Annotated in this window: 15 protein-coding genes; 8 read left to right on the top strand and 7 right to left on the bottom strand. The window is 71.2% G+C overall.

Annotated elements, in window-relative coordinates:
* The first annotated feature begins 392 nt into the window (after window positions 1-392).
* The gene (locus tag FHS23_RS03375) at window positions 393-1,211 is read left to right on the top strand and encodes a TetR/AcrR family transcriptional regulator (RefSeq protein ID WP_183647533.1); all 819 of its coding nucleotides are present in this window, start codon (window positions 393-395) and stop codon (window positions 1,209-1,211) included.
* Window positions 1,212-1,251: 40 nt separating this feature from the next.
* Here the strand turns inward: FHS23_RS03375 and leuS are convergent, their stop codons facing one another.
* Window positions 1,252-4,104 carry a leucine--tRNA ligase gene (gene leuS / locus FHS23_RS03370; protein ID WP_183647518.1) on the bottom strand — a complete coding sequence of 951 codons (2,853 nt, stop codon included), beginning with the start codon at window positions 4,102-4,104 and terminating at the stop codon, window positions 1,252-1,254.
* Between the two features lie 374 nt (window positions 4,105-4,478).
* Here leuS and FHS23_RS03365 point away from each other — a divergent pair, with 374 nt between their 5' ends.
* Window positions 4,479-4,904 (top strand): SdpI family protein, encoded by a 426-nt coding sequence (locus FHS23_RS03365; RefSeq protein WP_183650763.1) that lies wholly within the window; start codon window positions 4,479-4,481, stop codon window positions 4,902-4,904.
* An 81-nt stretch (window positions 4,905-4,985) separates the two neighbouring features.
* On the opposite strand, the gene FHS23_RS03360 is transcribed toward FHS23_RS03365, so the two are convergent.
* From FHS23_RS03360 to FHS23_RS03345, 4 genes are all read right to left on the bottom strand, one after another.
* Window positions 4,986-6,209 carry an MFS transporter gene (locus FHS23_RS03360; protein ID WP_183647515.1) on the bottom strand — a complete coding sequence of 408 codons (1,224 nt, stop codon included), beginning with the start codon at window positions 6,207-6,209 and terminating at the stop codon, window positions 4,986-4,988.
* 61 nt (window positions 6,210-6,270) lie between these two features.
* Window positions 6,271-6,762 (bottom strand): MarR family winged helix-turn-helix transcriptional regulator, encoded by a 492-nt coding sequence (locus FHS23_RS03355; RefSeq protein ID WP_484573305.1) that lies wholly within the window; start codon window positions 6,760-6,762, stop codon window positions 6,271-6,273.
* A 50-nt stretch (window positions 6,763-6,812) separates the two neighbouring features.
* Entirely contained in the window at window positions 6,813-7,286 is a 474-nt protein-coding gene (locus FHS23_RS03350; protein WP_183647512.1) for a PNPOx family protein, read from the bottom strand.
* Between the two features lie 127 nt (window positions 7,287-7,413).
* Window positions 7,414-7,872, bottom strand: coding sequence for a DUF6194 family protein (locus FHS23_RS03345; RefSeq protein WP_183647509.1), 459 nt, complete (start codon window positions 7,870-7,872; stop codon window positions 7,414-7,416).
* A gap of 26 nt (window positions 7,873-7,898) precedes the next feature.
* Between FHS23_RS03345 and FHS23_RS03340 the strand changes: the two genes are divergently transcribed.
* Window positions 7,899-8,627 (top strand): MerR family transcriptional regulator, encoded by a 729-nt coding sequence (locus FHS23_RS03340; RefSeq protein WP_183647506.1) that lies wholly within the window; start codon window positions 7,899-7,901, stop codon window positions 8,625-8,627.
* Between the two features lie 209 nt (window positions 8,628-8,836).
* On the opposite strand, the gene FHS23_RS03335 is transcribed toward FHS23_RS03340, so the two are convergent.
* Window positions 8,837-9,418 (bottom strand): YqgE/AlgH family protein, encoded by a 582-nt coding sequence (locus FHS23_RS03335; RefSeq protein ID WP_183647503.1) that lies wholly within the window; start codon window positions 9,416-9,418, stop codon window positions 8,837-8,839.
* Between the two features lie 342 nt (window positions 9,419-9,760).
* Between FHS23_RS03335 and FHS23_RS03330 the strand changes: the two genes are divergently transcribed.
* Entirely contained in the window at window positions 9,761-11,668 is a 1,908-nt protein-coding gene (locus FHS23_RS03330) for a glycohydrolase toxin TNT-related protein (RefSeq protein WP_183647500.1), read from the top strand.
* Window positions 11,669-11,838: 170 nt separating this feature from the next.
* On the opposite strand, the gene FHS23_RS03325 is transcribed toward FHS23_RS03330, so the two are convergent.
* On the bottom strand, window positions 11,839-13,278 hold the full coding sequence (locus tag FHS23_RS03325; RefSeq protein WP_183650755.1) for a CCA tRNA nucleotidyltransferase: 1,440 nt from the start codon (window positions 13,276-13,278) through the stop codon (window positions 11,839-11,841).
* A 158-nt stretch (window positions 13,279-13,436) separates the two neighbouring features.
* On the opposite strand from FHS23_RS03325, the gene FHS23_RS03320 reads away from it, so the two are divergent.
* From FHS23_RS03320 to FHS23_RS03305, 4 genes are all read left to right on the top strand, one after another.
* Complete coding sequence (locus tag FHS23_RS03320) at window positions 13,437-13,928, top strand: NUDIX hydrolase (RefSeq protein WP_183647497.1); 492 nt, start codon at window positions 13,437-13,439, stop codon at window positions 13,926-13,928.
* A gap of 47 nt (window positions 13,929-13,975) precedes the next feature.
* Entirely contained in the window at window positions 13,976-16,180 is a 2,205-nt protein-coding gene (locus FHS23_RS03315; protein WP_343053607.1) for a DUF6049 family protein, read from the top strand.
* A gap of 1,169 nt (window positions 16,181-17,349) precedes the next feature.
* Complete coding sequence (gene murJ, locus FHS23_RS03310; RefSeq protein WP_425501101.1) at window positions 17,350-19,131, top strand: murein biosynthesis integral membrane protein MurJ; 1,782 nt, start codon at window positions 17,350-17,352, stop codon at window positions 19,129-19,131.
* A gap of 91 nt (window positions 19,132-19,222) precedes the next feature.
* Window positions 19,223-20,776 carry a protein kinase family protein gene (locus FHS23_RS03305; RefSeq protein ID WP_183647492.1) on the top strand — a complete coding sequence of 518 codons (1,554 nt, stop codon included), beginning with the start codon at window positions 19,223-19,225 and terminating at the stop codon, window positions 20,774-20,776.
* The last annotated feature ends 53 nt before the right edge of the window (window positions 20,777-20,829 follow it).

The raw sequence follows: 20,829 nt of genomic DNA, 5'->3' as shown, positions 1-20,829 counted from the left end.
CCCTACACCTTGCCATGCACGCCGGGGCGGCATTTGCAGATGCAGATATGCAGGATCAGATGCGAAAGTTTTTGTAACTATGGCGACGATCAGTGCGACAATCAGGCGAGCCGCCCAGCACAGGCGTTCCCACTTTCGGGTGACACAGGAACGTCGGCGTCATGGTTCGAGTCCACGAGGACTCTCTCAGTCATGCCGCGCTCGCGCGGTGTGTTGTCCGGCGGGGCCGTTCTCGGTGCCACCGGGCGTCGGGTCGCCGGCATCGGTCACGTAGCCCCCCGAGTGATCGGTGCCGGCGGCGCCCCGACCTTCCCGTGGCCGGCTTCCACCGTCCGGTACGCGTCTCGCGGCCGAGCTGCACGCGGCAGGACCGGCCCACCTAGACTTTGCGGATGGACAGGCCGTCGAGCCGGGTGCCACCGTCGGAACCCGCACCGCCGTCGAATCCGGTGCCCCACCGAAGCGGACGGGACCAGGCAGGCAGGCGCAGGGCCAGGGAACGTGCCGCCACCGACCGCGACATCCGGCGAACCGCGCGGGCACTCCTCGTCGAACAGGGCCCCGAGGCGGTGACGCTGCGCGCGATCGCCCGCGACCTCGGCATCACCGCGCCTGCGCTGTACCGCTATTACGGGTCCCGCGACGACCTGCTCGAACACCTCCGCGCGGACGTCGTCACCGACCTCGGCGAGGCGCTGGCCGACGAGATCGCCGGGCACGAAGCCGACGGGCCGCGCCGACTGTTCGCGATCTGCCGCGGGTTCCGACACTGGGCCCTGGCACACGTCAACGAGTTCACGCTGGTGTTCGCCTCGGGAGCGACCGCGACGACGAGCAGCAGCGCCAAGTTGCAGCAGCTCACCGAACCGTTCGGCAGGCTGTTCCTGTTGGCCGCCGGGGACGTGCTGCTCTCCGACGAAGCGGCACTGCCCAGCGACGACGTCGTGCCCGCGGAACTGCGCAACGACCTTGCCGGCTACCGCGACGCGCTGCTGGCCGTGCTCGCCGAGGCCGGCATCGACGTGCCGCGCGAGCGGCTCACGGTGGGCACGACATACCTGATGATGCAGTTCTGGGCACGCCTGTACGGCCACGTCACACTCGAGGTGTTCGGCAACTATCCGATCCCGCTGGCCAAACCCGAGGCGCTGTTCGACGCACTGCTCGGGGACCTGGCCAGGGAGATCGGCCTCGACGTCCCCGTCGCCTGAGCTCGCCCCCGAGGTGCCCTTGGGGGCGCCGACACGACCCTCAGACGACGACGTTGACGAGCTTGCCCGGCACGACGATGACCTTCTTCGGCTCGCCGCCGTCCAGTGCCGCCGCGATCTTCTCGTCGGCGAGTGCGGCCGCCTGCACATCTCCGGAGCCGGCGTCGGACGCGACCGTCATCCGCGAACGCACCTTGCCGTTCACCTGGATCGGGTACTCGACGGTGTCGTCGACCAGGTACTTCTCGTCCGGAACGGGGAACGGGCCGTGCACCAGCGTGTCCGGGTGGCCCAGCCGGTGCCACAGTTCCTCGGCGATGTGCGGGCACATCGGCGCCAGCATCAGCACCATCGGTTCGGCCAGCCCGCGCGGCGTCGCCTCGACGGAGCCGTACGTCTTCGTGACGTGGTTGTTCAGTTCGATCAGTTTCGCGCCCGCCGTGTTGAACCGCAGCTCCGCGTAGTCCTCGCGCACGCTCGCGATGGTCTTGTGCAGCAGCTTCAAATCCGACTCGGACAGCTCGTCGTCGGAAACGCGCAGTTCACCGGTGGTCTCGTCCACGATCAGCCGCCACAACCGCTGCAGGAAGCGATGCGCACCGACGACGTCCTTGGTCGCCCACGGCTTCGAATCCGCCAGCGGACCCATGGACATCTCGTAGAACCGGAAGGTGTCGGCACCGAAGGTGTCGGCCATCTCGTCGGGAGCGACCGAGTTCTTCAGGCTCTTGCCCATCTTCCCGTACTCCTGGGTGACCTCTTCACCGTCGTAGAAGTACTTCCCGTCGGCCTCGGTCACCTCCTCGGCGGGCACGTACACACCGCGGGAGTCGGTGTAGGCGTAGGCCTGGATGTAGCCCTGGTTGAACAGCTTCCGGTACGGCTCGGCCGACGAGAGGAATCCCAGGTCGTGCAGCACCTTGTGCCAGAACCGCGAGTACAGCAGGTGCAGCACCGCGTGCTCGACCCCGCCGACGTACAGGTCGAGCCCGCCCGGGTCGTTCACGCCGTGCTCGGCGGCGCGCGGCCCCATCCAGTACTGCTCGTTCTCCGGGTCGACGAACTTCTCGCCGTTGGTCGGGTCGATGTAGCGCAGCTGATACCAGCACGAACCGGCCCACTGCGGCATCACGTTGGTGTCGCGGCGGTACTTCTTCGGCCCGTCGCCCAGGTCCAGCGTCACCTCGACCCAGTCGGTCGCCTTCGCGAGCGGCGGTTCGGGCTCGGATTCGGCGTCGTCCGGGTCGAACGTCTTGGGCGAGTACTCGTCGACGTCCGGCAGCACGACCGGCAGCTGGTCCTCGGGCAGCGGGATCGGCGTGCCGTCCTCGTCGTACACGATGGGGAACGGCTCGCCCCAGTACCGCTGGCGGGCGAACAGCCAGTCGCGCAGCTTGTACTGCACGGTTCCCTCGCCGTGGCCCTTCTCCTCCAGCCAGCCGATGATGGCCTTCTTGGCGTCGTCGACGCCCAGGCCGTTCAGGCTGATGTCCTCGTTGGTCGAGTTGATCGCCGTGCCGTCACCGGTGTAGGCCTCGTCGGCCGGGTGACCGTCGGGCGCCTCGATCGTCTGCAGGATCGGCAGCTCGAACTTCGTCGCGAACTCGAAGTCGCGCTCGTCGTGTGCGGGCACCGCCATGACCGCACCCGTGCCGTAGCCCATCAGCACGTAGTCGGCGATGAACACGGGGATGAACTCACCGTTCGCCGGGTTGGTCGCGAACGATCCGGTGAAGACGCCGGTCTTCTCCCGCGTCTCCTGCCGGTCCAGGTCGGACTTGCGCGAGGTCTCCTTGCGATACGCCTCGACGGCCTCGGCCGGCGTCGCGGCCCCGCCGGTCCACGCGTCCTTCGCACCCTCCGGCCAGGCGTCGGCGGTCAGCTTGTCGACCAGCGGATGCTCCGGCGCCAAGACCATGTACGTCGAACCGAACAGCGTGTCCGGGCGGGTGGTGAACACCTCGATGGCCTCGTCACCCACGGGGAAGCGGACGTTCGCACCACGCGACCGGCCGATCCAGTTGCGCTGCATCGACTTGACCTTCTCGGGCCAGTCCAGCAGCGCCAGGTCGTCGACCAGTCGGTCGGCGTACGCGGTGATGCGCATCATCCACTGCCGCAGCGGCTTGCGGAAGACGGGGAAGTTGCCGCGCTCGGTCAGCCCCTCGGCGGTGACCTCCTCGTTGGCGACGACCGTGCCCAGGCCGGGGGCCCAGTTGACGGGCGCCTCAGAGATGTACACCAGGCGGTGATCGTCGATGACCTTCCGCTGCTCGGCGGCCGACAGCTCCGACCAGGCCCTGCCGTCGGGCGTCTCGCGCTCACCGGCGGCGAACTGCTTCTCCAGCTCCGCGATCGGGCGCGCCTTGTTCTCGCGATCGTCGTAGTAGGAGTTGAAGATCTGCAGGAAGATCCACTGCGTCCACTTGTAGAACTCGATGTCGGTGGTCGCGATACGGCGGCGCTCGTCGTGACCGAAGCCCAGCCTGCGGATCTGATCCAGGTAGCGCTCGATGTTGTGCTCGGTCGTCGTGCGCGGGTGCGTGCCGGTCTGCACCGCGTACTGCTCCGCCGGCAGGCCGAAGGCATCGAAGCCCATCGTGTGCAGCACGTTCCGGCCGATCATGCGGTTGTACCGGGCGAACACGTCGGTGCCGATGAAGCCCAACGGGTGGCCGACGTGCAGCCCCGAGCCCGACGGGTACGGGAACATGTCCTGCACGAAAAGCTTGTCGGACGGCATGGGCGCGGACTCGTCGGAGAGCGGACCCGCCGGGTTGGGCGCGTGGTAGGTGCCGTGGTCGGACCAATAGTCCTGCCAGCGCCGCTCGATCTGCCCGGCCAGCGCCGCGTTGTACCGCTGCGCCGGGGTCGTGTCGCTGCCGTCTGTCATCTCGCCGGAACCCTTCCGCACTCGTGGCCTGCCACCTGAGGCATGTGGTTGAACGCCCTGAAAAGCAATCGACCCCCCAGCCTGGTGGCATGAGGGGTTCGCCGCGCCGACCGCTGGTCTCGGGTCAGCGCGGCCGGCTAAGGAGCAGGCTCGCCGAATTCACGCCTCCATGGTAACTCCCGATGTCACCCGGTTTACGTAGGCGTGCTGGTGGGGCCGTGCGCCCGGCCCGGGGTGACGCCGGGTGCCGCCGGCGTCACCCCGCGCACCGGCGTTCGGCGGAGCGTTTCCCCGGCGCATGACGCTGCGCACAGCCGGTTCGGGTGTCGACAAGACGACCGGCGCGACTGCGTATTCTCGGGTCCGTGATCGTCGTGATCGTCGCCTCGTTGATTCCCGCAGTCCTCGGTCTCCTCGTCGGCTGGGGCGGTGTCCTCGGCCTGCGCGAGAAGCTGCCTCGCGACCGTGGGGCGGGTGTGCGCACGCGGGCGACGCTGCGCAGCGACGAGGCGTTCCGGGTGGCGAACCGCGTCGCCGGGCTGCCGACCGTCGCTGCGGGCACCGTCGGCGTACTGGCCGGCGTGGCCGGATTCGTGATGCCGACCGTCTGGGGGACGGTGATCGCCGCCGTGATCGGCCTCGTCGGCATGTTCACGCTGGTCGCGGGTGGTGGTGCGCTCGGTAACCGGGCGGCGCAGGCCGTGCCCGAACCGGCGCCCGAGCCGGCCGGCTGCGGTGGTTGCGCGTGCGGCGCAGGCGGCTGCGGCGCCCTGGCAGCCGCGCAATCCGACGAGGCGTAGGCGACGGGTTTCGACGTCCGCAACGGCACTTTGGGGCGTCGAGTGCACCAAGGGCACTCGGGGGCTTTCAGTACTGCGCTGTCAGGGCCGTTCGAAGGTTCGCAACGGGCGGTCGGCGAACGTCAACACGCCCAGGCCCACCACGCAGAGCAGACCGCCCGACACCGCCGCGACCGGCGCCGACGTCATACCTGCGACGCTGCCCGCGCGGAAGTTGCCCACGTCGGGTCCCGCCGCGCCGAGGACGAACTCCACGCTGCTCACCCGCCCGCGATGCGAATCCGGCGTCGCCAGTTGCGTCGTCGCTCCACGGGACACCACGGCCACCACGTCGCACGCACCCGCGACAGCCAGGCACCCCAGTGCGGCCCACAACGGTTCCATCAGCCCGAACGACGCCAGGGCGATACCCCAGCCCAGCGACCCGGCGAGCTGCACCGCCCCGAGCCGCCGCGCCCGCGTGAACACGCCCGAGCCCAGTCCGGCGAGCAGCCCGCCCACGGCGATGGCCGACAGGAACCAGCCGATCAGCCGCGGGTCGCCGTCGAACCGTTCCGCCGCGACCGCCGGGAACAATGCCACCGGCATGGCCAGCACGGTCGCCAGCACATCCGTCAGGAAGGACCCGCCGAGCACCGGGTCGCCCACCACGAATCGCAGTCCCGCACCGATGGACCGCAGACCAGGACGCTCGCCTCCCTCCGGACGGATCGCGGGCAACCCGCCGATGCCGTAAGCGGCGACCAGCAGGAACGCGGCGTCGAGCGCGTACGCACCGGCCGGCCCCGATGCCGCCGTGACCACCCCACCGAGCGCGGGCCCCACGAGTAGCGCCGCCTGGAAGCTCAGACTCGACAACGCCAGCCCCGCGCTGAGCTGCCCGGACGGCAGGAGCTTCACCGCAAGAGTCCTCCGAGCGGGCGCGCCGAGGCCGACCAGCGCGCCCTGAACGCCCACCAGCACCACGATCAGCGCGAACGACCGCAACCCCGCAAACGCTTGCGCGGCCAGCAATGTCGCCGCGGCGGTCTGACCGACCGTGGTGAAGAGCACCAGTCGTCGCCGGTCGACGGCGTCCGCCAGCGAGCCCCCGACGAGGCCGCACACCACCATGCCGGCCGCCTGCGCCAATCCGACGGCGCCGACCGCGAACGAGCTGCCGGTCAACGCCCAGGCCTGTGCGAGCACCGCCACCACCGCGACCTGCTGCCCGAACGTCGACGCCGACGTGCTGATCCACAGCCTGCGAAAGTCCGCGCTGGTCCGCAGCGGCCGCACGTCGACGAGCGTGCCGAGCAGGCTCACGAGCCGACCCCGCCGTCGGACGGGACGCAGTGACGTCCGGCCGCCCGCGGCTCCGGCGGACTCACGGGGCGTCCGGCAACCGGTCCGCGATGCGATCCCGGAAGGAGCGGTGTTCGAGTGCGGCGGCCATGTCCTCGACAACCCGCGTGAAGGAGTACGGCAGTTCGGCGTCGAGCTCGGTGATCGCCTCCTCGGTGGCGCGCCACTCGGCCTCGAGGAACGGCAGCAGCTCGCGCCCGGCGTCGGTGAGTTCGACGACGCGGGTGCGGGCGTCGGCGCCGGGACGTGTGGTCACGAGGCCGTCGCCGCGGAGCGAGGCGACCGTCTGACTCATCGCCGAATGCGTGACCTCGGTCGATTCGGCGAGCTTGCGGATGGTCATCGGTCCGCGCCTGCCGAGTCGGATCAGCGGCATGGTGTGCCGCGGCCGGACGTCCACGCCGCGCTCGGTGTAGAGCCGCACGATCTCGGCGTCCATGGCGTCCTGGAGCCGTCGCAGCGGACGCCAGAACCCGACGTCGGTCGGATCGTGATCAGGGGTTTCTTCGGTCACGCCGAGACTATAACAGGGCTTATATAAGCACTGTCACAACAGGCGCCGAGTCAAGCCTTCGCGACGGTGCGAACCCGCAGGAACTCGTCCAGCGCGAAGACCTTCGCCCCGAGCCGAACGCCGCGCGGCAGCAGCTCCTCCACCTCGTCGTACGACACGACGACGGGCTCCGTGACCTCGTGCCTCTCGCCGTCGAACTCCACCGTCGCTCTGCCCGCAGCGAGGATGTTGCGGGCCCAGTCGGCCCGCGCGGTGTACGGCAGCCCGATAAGGAAGCCACCCGCGATGGGAAGCGGCGTCACCGGCGTGGCGTACTCGCGGCCGCTCGTGCGCCCGCGGTGGTGCACCACGCCGTTTCCCTGCCCAGCGGTGCCGGCGGTCGGCAGTACGGCCGGCGTCATGACGTGTTTGCTGAACTGCCGCACCCTGTCCTGGACGGCGGGCGACTTGCGACGCATTCCGACGACGAACGCACCGAACGCGGCAGCCAGGACGGCGAGGACGACAAGCAACAGGCGGCGCATCCCCCGACAGTAGGAGGTGTGCGCCCGCAGCGCAGCGAAGCGAAGGCCGTTCCCGCCGCAGAGACGCGCCGTGCGTCGCGGCGGTCGGGCCCGTCGTAGCTCGGGCCGGTCGTACCGGGCGAGGCGGTCAGGCCCGTGTCGCGCGCGCCATGGCGCGGTCGTGGGCCTCACGCAGCAGGTCCGCGAGGAGCGCGCCGGTGCGCTCACCCGGGTTCACCACGGCCACCAGCCCCGCGCGTGCATACACCGGGTGCGGCAACACCGTGTCGGCCGCGGCGAGGTCGACGCCTGCGAAGTCCACAGTCGAGGCCTCCTGCCCGACCAGCTCCGCGAACCGCTCGCGCGTGACGTGGATGTTGATCCGCCACCGGCCGTCGGCGTCGAGCCGCGACTCCTCGTCACCGGGGTAGTCCTTCGTGACGATCGTGGCGTAGGGCTGGATGCGCTGCGGAATCCGCCCGTCGGATGCGTAGTAGACGAAGTGGTCGCCCCACGCGAGCTCCGGGTACTCGCCACCCGGCTCGGGGGAGAGCACGAGCGAACCGGGAAAGGTGCGGACGTGGCCGAGAATGTCGTCGATGGTCATGCCTCAAGTCTGTTATTGAAGTGCTTATGGAGGGTTCCACGACCTGCGACCGCCCGCTGACCACTGCGGCACTCGCCACGGCCTCGGGCTACAGCCCACAGCAGGTCCGCGACCTCGAACGACTGGGCGTCATCCCGCCCGCGACCCGCGCCCCGAACAACTACCGCCGCTTCGCCCACCGGCACGTCGTCGCGCTGCGCGCCTACCGCGGACTGGCCGCCGCGATCGGCCCCGTGGCGGCGCGCCGCACCCTGCGCGAGATCCGCACCCTGCCGCTCGACGAGGCCGCCGCCGTTGTCAGCGCGCTCCACGTCGACCTCACCCGGCTGCGCACCCAGGCGCTCGACGCCATCGCCGCCCTCCGCGCGATCAGCACCGAGTCCGACCACGCGGAGACACCCGCCGACGCGATGTCCATCGGCGAGCTGGCGGAGGCACTCGGTGTACGCACCTCGACGTTGCGGTTCTGGGAACACGAAGGACTGGTCCTGCCGGAGCGGGTGACGTCGTACGCCGCGCGGCGGTACCCCCAGGGCGCCGTTCGCGAGGCACGCATCACCGCCGCGTTGCGGGCCGCGGGCTACGGAATACCCGCGGTGCGGAGCACGCTGGACACCGTTCGCGCGCTCGGCGACGTCGACGGCCCCGTCGAGGCGCTGCAGGGCAGGCTCACGGACATCGGCATGCGCACGGTCGCCCTCGTCGCGGCGGGCGCCGACATCGCGGCACTCCTCGGCGAGGTCGAACCGGGATGACAGGCGGGCGTTCGGAAGCGCGGTCAGGTGTTGAACCGGGCGGCGAGAGCACACACGCCGCGCGTCTGCGTCGCTGAGGGTTGTAGCCGGGCGACGGGTGGGAACGGCCGCGCGCGTCCGGGACCTGCAACACGGTCCCCCGAATCCGCAACACGGTCCCCGGAACCTGCAACACGGGGCCCGGAAAGCGCAACACGGGCGGTCGCGGGTCAGTTCAGTTGGAGATCTCCGGGGTGGGTGGCGAGCAGGGCGGTCGGCAGACCCTGCCTGCGGAGGACGTGAGCCCACAGGTCTCGGTGGGGCGTGGCCAAGACGTCCCCCGGCAGCGCCGGCACGATCAGCCAGTCACCGCGGTTGATCTCCGCCGCGAGCTGTCCCGCGTCCCAGCCCGCGTAACCCGCGAACACACGCATGCCGCGCACCTTGGCCACCAACTCGTCGGGATCGGCGTCGAGGTCGACGAGCGCCACGGGGCCGCGGACGGCGATGAGGCCTTCGAGTTCGGAGGCGTCCTCGCCGGTACGCAACGCGGCCAGGCACAGCGCCGTCTTCTTCTCCACCGGGCCGCCGACGAACACCGACTCCGGCTCGACGACGTGCGAACCCCAGCCGGGCAGAACCTCGCCGACCGGCACCTCGCTCGGCCGGTTCAGCACGACCCCGAGCGTTCCCTCGTCACGATGATCGATGACGAACACCACCGTCCGCCGGAAGTTCTCGTCGAACATCGTGGGGGCGGCGACCAGCAGTGTTCCCGGTTCCACCTCGGAGTCCGCTTGCACGCCCGCCATGATCCCACCCACGTGGGTGGACGAAGGGAACGGAGGGGATGTTTGCGGTATCGCCAACGTCCCTCTGGACCTCGCGTGCAACTTGCTGTAAGTGAGCGGATCCCACCTCGCCGTCACCGGTAACCCGTTAAGGTGAGGCGGGCCGGGCCTGGGGCCGGCCGTTCGGGACGACGCCGGGGACGCGTCCCGCGGCGGGTGCGACCTGCTCGAACGCGGCCGGGACGTCGGACGTTCCCGCACCGCGGCACCGGCGGGCGAGCGCGGCGAATGTGGTTACAGTAAAGCCCGCGCGACCCGCGGGCGGGGATCCGAGCGAAGGCCGAGGCGAGGGGGAGAGGACGCGTGCGACACCGAGTCGAAGTGGCGGAGCGCCCGGACGCGTTGTACGCGCTGTGGAACGGCCGGATGTTCCGCGCGCAGCGTTCGACGACGGATTCCAGTGTGCTGCTGACGCCATTGCCCGGCGAGGACGCGCCCGAGGAGTTCGACACCGAGGCCCACGGCAGCCGCGGCAAGGTCGTGCCCGCCGAGGAGGCACCGGCGACGTTCGCCCTGCACACCTACTGTCTCCACGACGACGAACCGTATCTGGTCGAACCGTCGTCCGAGGACGGTGAACTCGTCCTGCGGTGGACCGGCACCGACGAGCAGCGCGCCCGCGACCTCGGGCTCACCGACCTCACCACGCGCGTGCAGGACCCGGACACGATCACCGCGCTGTGGCAGGAGCGGCACGACTTCGCCGCCGCCCACGCCCCGCGAAGCGAACCGGGCACGGGCGACGTGCAGGCGCTACTCAAAGCGATCGGGCGCACGCTGCTGGGCTTCCTGCCGTCGGGGTGGCAGCGGGTGGCCGCGCAGTTCCGCCAGGTGGGCGACTACTCGGAACTCGAGGTCAAGGCCGACGCCGGCGAGGACACAGCGGTTTCGCTGTCCGCTCCGCCGCAGCTGGGGCAGCTGCTGTCGCAACTGCGGTCGGCGATGTACACGCCCGAGGACGGCACCTGGTTCCAGGGCACCTACGCGCTCGATCCCGAGCGCAACTTCGACTTCGACTTCGACACGGCCGGCGAACCGCAGTGGCAGCTGCCGCCCGCGGGCAGGCGCACCGCGCGCACCTACGACGCCGAGCTGGAGCAGTTCCCCCGCAAGGAACCGCCGTCATGGCTGGCGAGCAAGGCGGGCAAGCCGCTCGACGTCGAGTTTCGTCACGCGCGTGTCCTCGACGGCGGTGGCGGCGACGGCGAGCAGCCTGTCGTCAACCGGCCGCCGCTCCCGCAGGAGGAGATTCCGCGCGTGCTCGGGTACCTGTTCCGCGCCCCGGTGGTGCTGGCCAGGCAGGGCGGGCTGCGGGACGTGTTCGCTCCGCAGGGCGCGCACGACGTGCCGGACGCGTTCCACACCGACGGCACCTGGGTTTGGCCTGCCGCGGTGCCGCACTACCTGCGTAAGTACGGCGTCCCGCCGGAGCCGGAGTTGCTCGACGTGATCCGCGCGCAGCAGTACACCGTGCCGTACGCGAGCCGCTCGGTGCGCGCCACGGCCGAGGCCGACCTGCTGGGCAAGCCCCGGCCACCGCGCGCTCCGGATGACGTGGCCGAACCGAGCACGCTGACGAGGGTGCAGCGCGGTGAGGAGCCGCGACGGCTGCGCGCGTCGGAGGTGTTGTCGGCCCTGCGGCTGCGGTTGGCCGAGTACGGCATCGCAGAGTCGGCGTACCGGATCGGGGAGAGCGCCGACGACGCATGGTGCCTGCGCCGCACGGCCGACGGCTGGGAGGTCGCGCGGTACGCGGGCGGCGAACCCGTCGAACCGCGCCACTTCGCGCGGGTGCACGAGGCCGCGGAGGCGCTGCTCGGGTCGTTGCTGCTGCTGCCGGGGCGCATGGGCGGCGGCACGTCGGCCGAGCAGGAGCACCCGACGGACTGGCCGATCCAGCCGCTGCGCGGGGAACCACCGTTGCCGTTCTTCCGCAACAAGCGCATGGTCACGCTGCCCACGGGGACGCGCCTGCGACGGTTCGGAGGCGAGCAGGGCAACGTGCTGCACCCCGATCGGACACCGTTCCCGGAGACGTCGCTGCCGATCGAACGCGAGGGTGACCTGCGCACGTTCGTCGTCACGCGTCCGCTGCACGTGTTGACGGGCGTGACGGCTCCGTGGGGGCCGCTGCCGGGCGGGGCGGTCGCCTACCTGACGCCGCGTCCGGTCGGCGCCCACGTCGAGTCCGGTGCCTTGGAGCGCGCGTAGCCGTCACGCGGCCCGCTCGCACCGGCCCGTCCCGGTGATCGTCATGCCACCAAGGCCACCTTGGGGGCGTTGAACGCCACTGAGGCGCTGAACACCACTAAGGCGCCTTGGAGAACTTCGCAGCACGGCCGGACGGGTGGCGGGGGGGGTGACGCGGCGACGGGCTGCGGCTAGCTCGCCGGGTCGATTCCCTGGTCGGCGGCCCAGCGGCGGAGCTCGGCGACGGCCTCGTCGTGGTCGAGCGGGCCGCGGTCGAGGCGCACCTCCTTGAGGTGCTTCCACGCCTTGCCGACGATCGGCCCCGGCTCCACGCCGAGGATGCGGATGATCTCGTTGCCGTCGAGGTCGGGGCGGACCCGCTTGAGGTCCTCCTCCTCGGCGATCCGTGCGATACGGGCCTCGAGGTCGTCGTAGGTCCGCTGCAGCTGGGCGGCCTTGCGCCGGTTCCGCGTCGTGCAATCGGCACGCACCAGCTTGTGGAGGCGGGTCAGCAGGTGGTCCGCGTCGTTGACGTAGCGCCGCACGGCGGAGTCGGTCCACTCGCCGTTGCCGTAGCCGTGGAACCGTAGGTGCAGGTACACGAGCTGCGACACGTCCTGCACGATCTCCTTGGAGTATCGCAACGCGCGCAAACGTTTGCGGGCCATCTTGGCGCCGACGACCTCGTGGTGGTGGAAGCTCACGCCGCCACCGGGTTCGAACTTGCGCGTGTCCGGCTTGCCGATGTCGTGCAGCAACGCCGCCAGCCGCAGCACCAGGTCCGGCTCGGACGTCGGTTCGTGCGAGGTCTCCAGATCGATCGCCTGCTCCAGCACCGTCAGCGAATGCTGGTAGACGTCCTTGTGCTGGTGGTGCTCGTCCATCGCCAGGCGCATGCCGGGGACCTCGGGCAGTACGACGTCGGCGAGCCCGGTGTCGACCATCAGCTCGAGGCCGCGCCGCGGCGCCTTCCCGAGCAGCAGCTTCGACAGCTCGGCCTGCACCCGCTCGGCCGTGATCCGTTCCAACTCACCGGCCATGTCCCGCATCGCGGCGACGACCCGGTCGGCGGGCGTGACGTCCAGCTGCGCCACGAACCGTGCGGCGCGCAGCATCCGCAGCGGGTCGTCGGCGAACGACTCCTCCGGTGTGGCGGGCGTGTCGAGCACCTCGGAGGCGAGCGCCGCCATGCCGCCGTGCGGGTCGACGAACGTCTTCGTCGACAGCTCGATCGCCATCGCGTTGGCGGTGAAGTCGCGGCGCACCAGGTCGCCCTCGATCGTGTCACCGAACGACACCTCGGGGTTGCGGCTCACCCGGTCGTAGACGTCCGCCCGGAAGGTGGTGATCTCCAGCTGTACGCCGCCCTTGGCCGCACCGACCGTGCCGAACTCGATGCCCGTGTCCCACACGGCCTCGGCCCAGCCGGACACCAGTCGCTGGATCACCTCCGGCCGTGCGTCGGTGGTGAAGTCGAGGTCGGACGAGAGCCTGCCCAGCAGCGCGTCCCGGACGCTCCCCCCGACCAGGTACAGCCGGTGGCCCGCGTCGGCGAACCGCGTGGCCAGCTCGTCGGCGACGGGGGAGACGCGCAGCAACTCGGCTACCGCGTTGCGCTGAGCCTCCTTCATCGCCCGGAGCTGGGATTCGGTGGTGTTCACGGCGGCCTGGTTCACGCCTGCGCGACCTCCGCGACGTTTGCGCCCCACGCAGGCCCGCGTGGGGTTCGGTTCAACACGGACACAGCAAGCCAGCCTACCGGCGGCGGCATGTGATCTAGCATCGCAGCATGCCTGGATCGGCCGGTCGCTCCGGTGACGCCACACCACGGCGCCGGCCGCGGCGCCGTCGCGGGCGGCGCATGACGACTGTCGACGAGACCTCCGCCGGTGGCCTCGTGGTCGACCGCGCCCGCACGCACGCCGCACTCATCGGCAGGCTGAACCGGCACGGCAGGCTTCTGTGGTCCCTGCCGAAGGGGCACATCGAGGACGGTGAGACCGTCGAGGACACGGCCGTGCGCGAGGTTCGGGAGGAAACCGGCATCGTCGCACGTGTGGTCCGTCCGCTGGGCTCGATCGACTACTGGTTCGTGGCCGAGCGCAGACGGATCCACAAGACGGTGCATCATTTTCTCCTCGAGGCACACGGCGGCGAGCTGTCCGACGACGACGTGGAGGTCACCGAAGTGGCCTGGGTCCCGCTCGACGAACTGGATTCACGGCTCGCCTACACCGATGAGCGCAAGCTCGTGCGCAAGGCACGCGAGTTGTTCGGCTAGCGGACACGCACACGGGCAGGCACGGACAGGCACGGAGGCGGCGAGCAGTGACGAGGTTCAGCGCGTTCGCGCTGGCGTTGGCCTTCCTCCTCACCCAGGGGCTGTCCGCTCCACCGGCCACCGCGGCCGCCACGGCCTCGGCGACGGCGGCCACCGCGGATCGGGCCGCCCCTCTGCGGCCCGGCCAGGGCGGGCCGCACCCCGCACAGCGCCTCAGCGGCCCCGACCTGCTCCGCCTCGACATCGGCAGGTTCTCCCCGCGTGTCCTCACGGCGGGCGAGGCCGACCGAACGCGCGTGCAGGTCACCGGAACGGTCACCAACACCGGCGACCGGGAGATCTCCGAGGTGGTGGCGCGGCTGCAGGTCGGCCAGGCGGTGCCGTCGACGGCGGCGTTCCAGCGAGCCGTCACCGAACCGCCGCCCGCCGACGCGGGCACGACCGCCTGGGTCACCCTCGCCGACACGCTCGCGCCCGGCGAGTCGGCTCCGGTGCGCTTCGACATCCCAGCGGCCGACCTGCCGCTGGGCGCCCCCGGCGTCTATCCGCTGCTGGTCAACGTCAACGGCACGCCCGAGTACGGCGGGCCTGCCCGGCTGGCGTCGATGAATCTGCTGCTGCCCGTGATCGATCCGCCGAGCGAGGCCGCACCCGCGCGGACCACGCTGCTGTGGCCGCTCACGGCGAGCCGCCCCCGCGTGGTGTCACAGCCCCACGACGGCTCGATCGTCCTCGCCGACGACGACCTCGCCACGGCACTCGCCCCTGGCGGCAGACTCGACGCACTGGTCGAATCCGCATTGGCCAAACAGGAGAACCCGGCGCTGTTCGGGTCGATGTGCTTCGCGATCGACCCGGAACTGCTGGGCACGGTCGAGGCCATGGCGGGCGGATATCGGATCCGCACCACCGACGGCGACGTCGAGGGCCAGGGCGCACAGGACGCACGCAACTGGCTCGACAAACTCCGGTCACTCGTCGCCTCGCACTGCGTCGTCCAGCTGCCGTATGCCGACGCCGACCTGGAGACACTCGCCGAGGTCGATTCGGAGACCGACCTGATGCGGATGGCCGTCAGCGGTGGGGCGTCGATCCTGCGCCGCACCGGGGTGCAGCCTCGACCCGGCGTCGTATGGCCCGCGGGGGCACCCGACGAGGACGCGATGTCGGCGGCCACCGAGGGCGGCGCGCGGACGTTCCTGGTCCCGCCGACCGCGTCGGCGGGAGCCGACACCATCGGCCGCGTCTCGACTGCTGGACAGGCTCGGACGCTCACCTACGACCCGCTCGTATCCACCGCACTGACCGGGCGCAAGGCCCGCGGGAACCGGCTGACCGCCGTGAACGACACCGAGGTCGCCACGCAGAACGGCATCGCGGCGCTGGCGCTGCGCGGCGGGCTCGGCGAACAGCCGGGCGGGCCGGTGGTGATCGCGCCTCCGCGGCGGATCGACGCGACGACCGGCGAGCTGACCGCGTTCCTCGACGCCTACGCACAGTTGCACGGCGCGAACATGCTCACGCCGACCCCGCTCGACGAGGTCCTGTCCGCCCCGCCGCAGCAGGCCGTGCCGGGACGGGAGCCCGGTGACGGCTCCGCCTCGGCGGCACTCGACGCCGAGCTACTCGATTCACTGTCGAGGACCGAGTCGACGACCGCCGACCTCAGCCGCGCGATGCGCGTCGACCCCACCCGGCAGGTGCCGCCCGCCGAGCTGCTGCAGCCGTTGCACAACGCCGTCATCCGCGCGACGTCGGCGGCCTGGGCGACCCGGCCCGCCTCGGCGACGGCGGCCGCCCGCAACGCCGAGGAACAGCTCACCGACCTGACGGGACACGTCACCGTCGCCACGCTCGCCCAGCCGGTGCTGCGGGGATCCGAGTCCGCTCCACTGCCCGTGAGCGTCACCAACGACCTGCCGGTGCAGATCCGCGTACGACTACAGCTCGAGAACATCGCGGGGCTGCGACCTGCACACATCCCGGTGCAGACGTTGTCGGCCGACAGCACGTTCAGTCCGCAGGTCCCCGCCGAGACGCTCCGGTCGGGACGGTTCAAGATCACTGTGTCGCTCAGCACGCCCGGCGGCACCGCGCTCGGCGAGCCCGCCGAACTGGAACTCAGTTCCACGGAACTATCGACCGTGACCCTCGTCATCACGATCGTCGCGGGTGTGGCGCTGGTGCTGCTGTCCGGCAGGCGGATCGTCCGCCGGATCAGGCACCGCGACGAGGGCGAACCGTCGCCCTGACCCGCACCGGCTGCCGGACGCCGACGCACCCGAAGCCGTTCCCGACCTGAGTTTTACCGGCGAGCGCATTACCCTGAACCGAGCTTGACGCCGAGTTGATGGGGCACGCGTTGGACAGACAGCCGGGCCGGCCACCCGAACCCGGGGGCAGGCCGGGAGGACCGGCGAGGCCAGGGGGGCCTGCGGCATCCGAGGGGGATGACGCAACGCAGTGGCCGGGTGACTCCGCGTGGCCGGACGATCCTGCGTGGTCGGATGGGTCGGCGGACCCGGAAGGCTCCGCGGATGCGGACCGCCACGGTCCCGAACGCCCGAACGGCGTCCCCCGCGAGCCACGGCGACCGCAGGCGAACCCGTCGCGTCCTGTGCCACCCTCGCGCCCCGCACCGCCGCCGGGCCCGGCGCCACAGCCGCCAGCCGGACCCGACGATCCGCAACGGAACGGTCGCCGCGCCCCCGAGGCCGGCGACCGGCGTATGCCGCCACCCGACGGCGAACGGCGCCCCCGGCACAGCACACCGCCGCCCGCGCAGAGCGCGCAGCCACCGGCCGGTCCACCCCAGGGCCCGCCACCCGGCAGGCCGCCCGCGGACCCGCGCCCGGGCCAGGAGCCACCGCGGCGTCGGCGGCCCGCCGACCCGCAGGGTCACGGCGCGCCGCCCGCGGGCCCGCCCGGCCCGCCGCAAGCACCAGGACAACAAGCACCCGGTCCACAAGCACCGGGACAGCAGCCGACGGGCAGGCAGGCACCGCCCCCGGACCGCACCCGCCGTGACCGCCCGGCCCCACCTCCGCCGGAGCACCGGCCGCCCCAGGACCGCCCGACGGCCGAGCCACCCAACGACCGGCCGCCCCATGTGTCCCCGGGTACACCGCCCGGTGGATGGCCGCCACCGGACGAACAGCTCCCGCGCGACCCGCGCGGAAAGCCACCACGTCGTGGTAGGCCTCCCGAGACGTCGCGGCGCGGTCCGGTGCGCCCGTGGCAGGGTGGCCCACCCGCGGATCGATCGGGTGAACCAGCCGCCCACGGCAAGTCCGCGCGCCCGCCGCTCGACGCGCCGTCGCACGAGCCCACCCGGCCCGTGGCACCCGTGGACCGGCCGGTGCCGCGCGGCCCCCAGGGACGTCCGACACCGCCACCGCCGCCGCGCGAGCTCGACGCGACGATCTACATCCCACCGCGTTCGGCACGCTGGCCGGGGATAGACCCGGACGTGCAGGGCCCGTACGACGAGCTCGCGACGCAGATGATGCCGCGGATCCTCGACGGGCCCCGGCACACGGACATCGGCGAACGGATCCCGCCGGTCGGCGTCGACGACCGCGCCGAACCGGAGGCCGAGCCGAAACCCGCGGCGAAGAAGCAGTCGCTGGCCAAGGCCACGGGGCGCATGGCGATCGCGACCATGACCAGCCGCATCACGGGGTTCCTGTGGAAGGTGCTGCTGGCGTGGGTGGCCACGCTCGGCGTGCTGTACGACTCGTTCACGGTCGCCAACACGATGCCGCTGATCATCAACGAGCTGCTGCTCGGCGGTGTGCTGACCAGCGTCGTCGTGCCGTTGCTCGTGCGATCGCAGGACGACCCGGACGGCGGCGAGTCGTACACCCAGCGGCTGATCACGATGGCGATCACGATCCTCGGCATCGGCACGATCGTCTCGACCGCCGCCGCGCCGTGGCTGACGTCGCTGCTGATGGACGACTCGGGCGCGGCGAACCCCCAGCTGGCGACGTGGTTCGCGTACCTGCTGTTGCCGGGCCTGCTGTTTTACGGTCTGTTCGCGGTGCTGTCGGCGGTGCTGAACGCGAAGCAGATATTCGGGCCCGCCCAGTGGGCTCCGGTGATCAACAACCTGGTCATCATCGTCACGATCATCGCGTTCGCGCTGGTGCCCGGCGATCCGACGATCGTGCCGACGAGCATGACCGACCCGCAGGTCCTCGTGCTGGGCCTCGGCGTGCTGTCGGCCATGACCGCGCAGGCGCTGTTCCTCGTGCCCGCCCTGCGCAGTTCGGGATTCCGGTTCAAATGGAACTTCGGCCTCGACGAGCGACTGAAGGAGTTCGGCGGGCTGGCCGCGTGGATCCTCGGGTACGTCGTCGTCAGCCAGATCGGCATGGTCATCAACACCCGCGTGCTCACCGCGGGCGCGGCGGGCGGTGCGTCGATCTACTCGAACGCGTGGCTGCTGTTTCAGCTGCCGTACGGCGTCATCGGCGTGTCGCTGCTCACCGCGCTGATGCCGAAGATGAGCAGGGCCGCGGCCGACGGCGACCACCGCAGGCTCGTCGGCGACCTGTCCTACGGCTCACGGCTGACGACGTTGATGCTGCTGCCGGTCTCTGCGGTCATGGCCGTGGCGGGCACGTCGATCGGTGTCGCCCTGTTCGCGCTGGGCAAGGGCTCGGTCGAGGACGCGGAACGACTGGGGCAAGCGCTTGCGGTCTCGGCGTTCGGGCTGCTGCCGTACGCGCTCGTCATGTTGCAGATGCGCGTGTTCTACGCGATGAAGGACTCGCGCACACCGACGCTGATCATGGTCGTGATGACGGCGGTGAAGATCCCGCTGCTGTACCTCGCGCAGGCGCTGCTGTCGCCCACCCACGTCGTGCTCGGCGTGATGATGGTCAACTCGCTGGTGTTCGTCGTCGGCGCGGTGCTCGGGCAGGTCTGGCTGTGGGTGAAGCTGGGCAACCTGCGCAGCAAGCGGGTCGTCGGTGTCATCCTGTTCACCGTCGTGGCGAGCGTGCTCGGTGCGGCCGCCGCTGCCGCCACGGGAATGCTCGTCCCGGACTTCCTCGGGGCGATCGGCGGCGCCTGGGTGACCCTCGTCCTGCAGGGGATCGTCGGATTGGGTGTCTCGTTCGGGGTACTGATGGCACTCAAGGTGGACGAGCTCACGCCGGTGACCAGGAGGGTCACCCGGTTGCTCAAACGCGGCTAGAGGCGGAAGACACCGCCCTTGCACTGCGTGTTCACGTACCCTCTCCTAGAGACAGCAGGGAGCGACAACCGAACCTAGGGGGTCAGGCCGGATGGGCACGAGAGCGCAGCGTGGTGCGCTGGCGCCCGGCGGAGTCGTCGGTGACGGCCGCTACCGCCTGCTCGCGCAGTTCGGCATCGACGAACGCGCGGGCGCGCATCTGTGGCGTGCACGCGACGGGCAGCTCCGCCGCGACGTCGCGCTGACCATGCTCGTCGGCGATCCCGCCGACCCCGAGGCGGCCCTGCTCGGCAGGCGCACGCTGGAACGCGCCGCGCACGCAGCGACGTTCGAGCACCCCGGCGTGGCCCGTGTGCTCGACGTCCTGTCCCTCGGCAGCGGTATCTCCTCGTCCGAGGGGCTACTGGGCATCGTCGTGGCCGAGTGGACGAAGGGCACCGACCTGATCGACCTCGTCGCCGAACGGCCCGTCGAACCCGGCGCGGCCGCGCGCATGGTGCGCGCCCTGGCCGAGTCGGTCGACCAGGCGCACCAGTCCGGCCTCGTGCTCGGCATCGACCACCCGCAGCGGCTCCGCCTCACCCCGGACGGCAGGCTGCGCCTGGCCTTCCCCGGCCCCCTGCCCGACGCCACCCTCCGCGACGACGTCAAGGCCCTCGGCTCGGTGCTGTACCTGCTGCTCACGGGCCGCTGGGCGCTGCCGGGCGGACCGCCCGCGCTGCCGCCCGCGCCGAAGTCGCCGACCGGCAGGATCGTGCCCGCCAAGTCGCTGCAGCCCCGCGTGCCGCAGGAGCTGTCGGCACTGTCGGTGCGCACCATCGAGGACGGCGACCACGGCGGCATCCGCACCAGTGCGGCGATCCTTCGGGCACTCGACCAGGCGGCAGAAGCCGCCGAACGCGCCAAACAACCCGCCGAACCGGCCGAGCCCGACGGCAGCGTGTGGACGACGAAGAAGCCGTCGAAGGACAGGGCCCGCAGGCGCAAGCTCGCGCTCGGCGTCACCGCGCTCGTGTGCGCAGCCGTCGCGGTGCTCGCCTGGCTCGGCATGATGGCCATCAACTTCTTCCAGGACGATGGCGACACCTCGGGCCCGCCCGTGAACCTCGCCGAACCGACCGCCGAGCAGCAGGCCGGGCAGAACGGTGGCCAGAACGGCGGCGATGACGGAAGCGACGGAAACGGCAACCAGCAGGGACAGACCGGCCGACCGGTGCAGCCCTCGGAGATCACCGTCTACAACCCCGAGGGCGAGGGCGACAGCCCCGAGGACGCCCCGAAGGCCACCGACGGCGACCCCTCCACCGTGTGGCGCACGGACCTGTACAAGCAGCAGCTGCCCGCCCTGAAGCGCGGCGTCGGACTGCTGGCGACGTTCGACCGGCCCATCGACCTGTCGAAGGTGCGGGTCGTGGCCGACAGCCCGGGCACCGAGGTGCAGATCCGCACGGCCGACTCGCCGGACGCCGCCCTCGACGACACGGAGGTCGTCGGCCAGGGCAAGCTCGACGGCGTCAACACCATGATCTCGCTCGACCGACCCGTCGAGAGCACGCACGTGGTCGTGTGGGTCAAGGCGCTGTCCGGTCAGGAACCCGAGTTCACCTCGGAGTTCGGCGAAGTGAAGTTCCTGCCGTCGGCGTGACGACCCGCCCACCGGCCGTCGCCGAGCCTGCGGCGTCGAACTGAACATTCCGG

Origin of the sequence: Prauserella isguenensis, from assembly GCF_014191605.1 — a bacterium.
Lineage (GTDB): Bacteria > Actinomycetota > Actinomycetes > Mycobacteriales > Pseudonocardiaceae > Prauserella > Prauserella isguenensis.
This window is presented reverse-complemented; position numbering and strand designations above follow the sequence as displayed.

What these genes read in the sequence shown, in the direction of transcription:
- FHS23_RS03375 (WP_183647533.1), top strand. Translation starts at nt 393, where the DNA reads ATGGACAGGCCGTCGAGCCGGGTGCCACCGTCGGAACCCGCACCGCCG.
- leuS (WP_183647518.1), bottom strand. Translation starts at nt 4,104, where the DNA reads ATGACAGACGGCAGCGACACGACCCCGGCGCAGCGGTACAACGCGGCG.
- FHS23_RS03350 (WP_183647512.1), bottom strand. Translation starts at nt 7,286, where the DNA reads ATGCGCCGCCTGTTGCTTGTCGTCCTCGCCGTCCTGGCTGCCGCGTTC.
- FHS23_RS03345 (WP_183647509.1), bottom strand. Translation starts at nt 7,872, where the DNA reads ATGACCATCGACGACATTCTCGGCCACGTCCGCACCTTTCCCGGTTCG.
- FHS23_RS03340 (WP_183647506.1), top strand. Translation starts at nt 7,899, where the DNA reads ATGGAGGGTTCCACGACCTGCGACCGCCCGCTGACCACTGCGGCACTC.
- FHS23_RS03335 (WP_183647503.1), bottom strand. Translation starts at nt 9,418, where the DNA reads ATGGCGGGCGTGCAAGCGGACTCCGAGGTGGAACCGGGAACACTGCTG.
- FHS23_RS03325 (WP_183650755.1), bottom strand. Translation starts at nt 13,278, where the DNA reads ATGAAGGAGGCTCAGCGCAACGCGGTAGCCGAGTTGCTGCGCGTCTCC.
- FHS23_RS03320 (WP_183647497.1), top strand. Translation starts at nt 13,437, where the DNA reads ATGCCTGGATCGGCCGGTCGCTCCGGTGACGCCACACCACGGCGCCGG.
- FHS23_RS03305 (WP_183647492.1), top strand. Translation starts at nt 19,223, where the DNA reads ATGGGCACGAGAGCGCAGCGTGGTGCGCTGGCGCCCGGCGGAGTCGTC.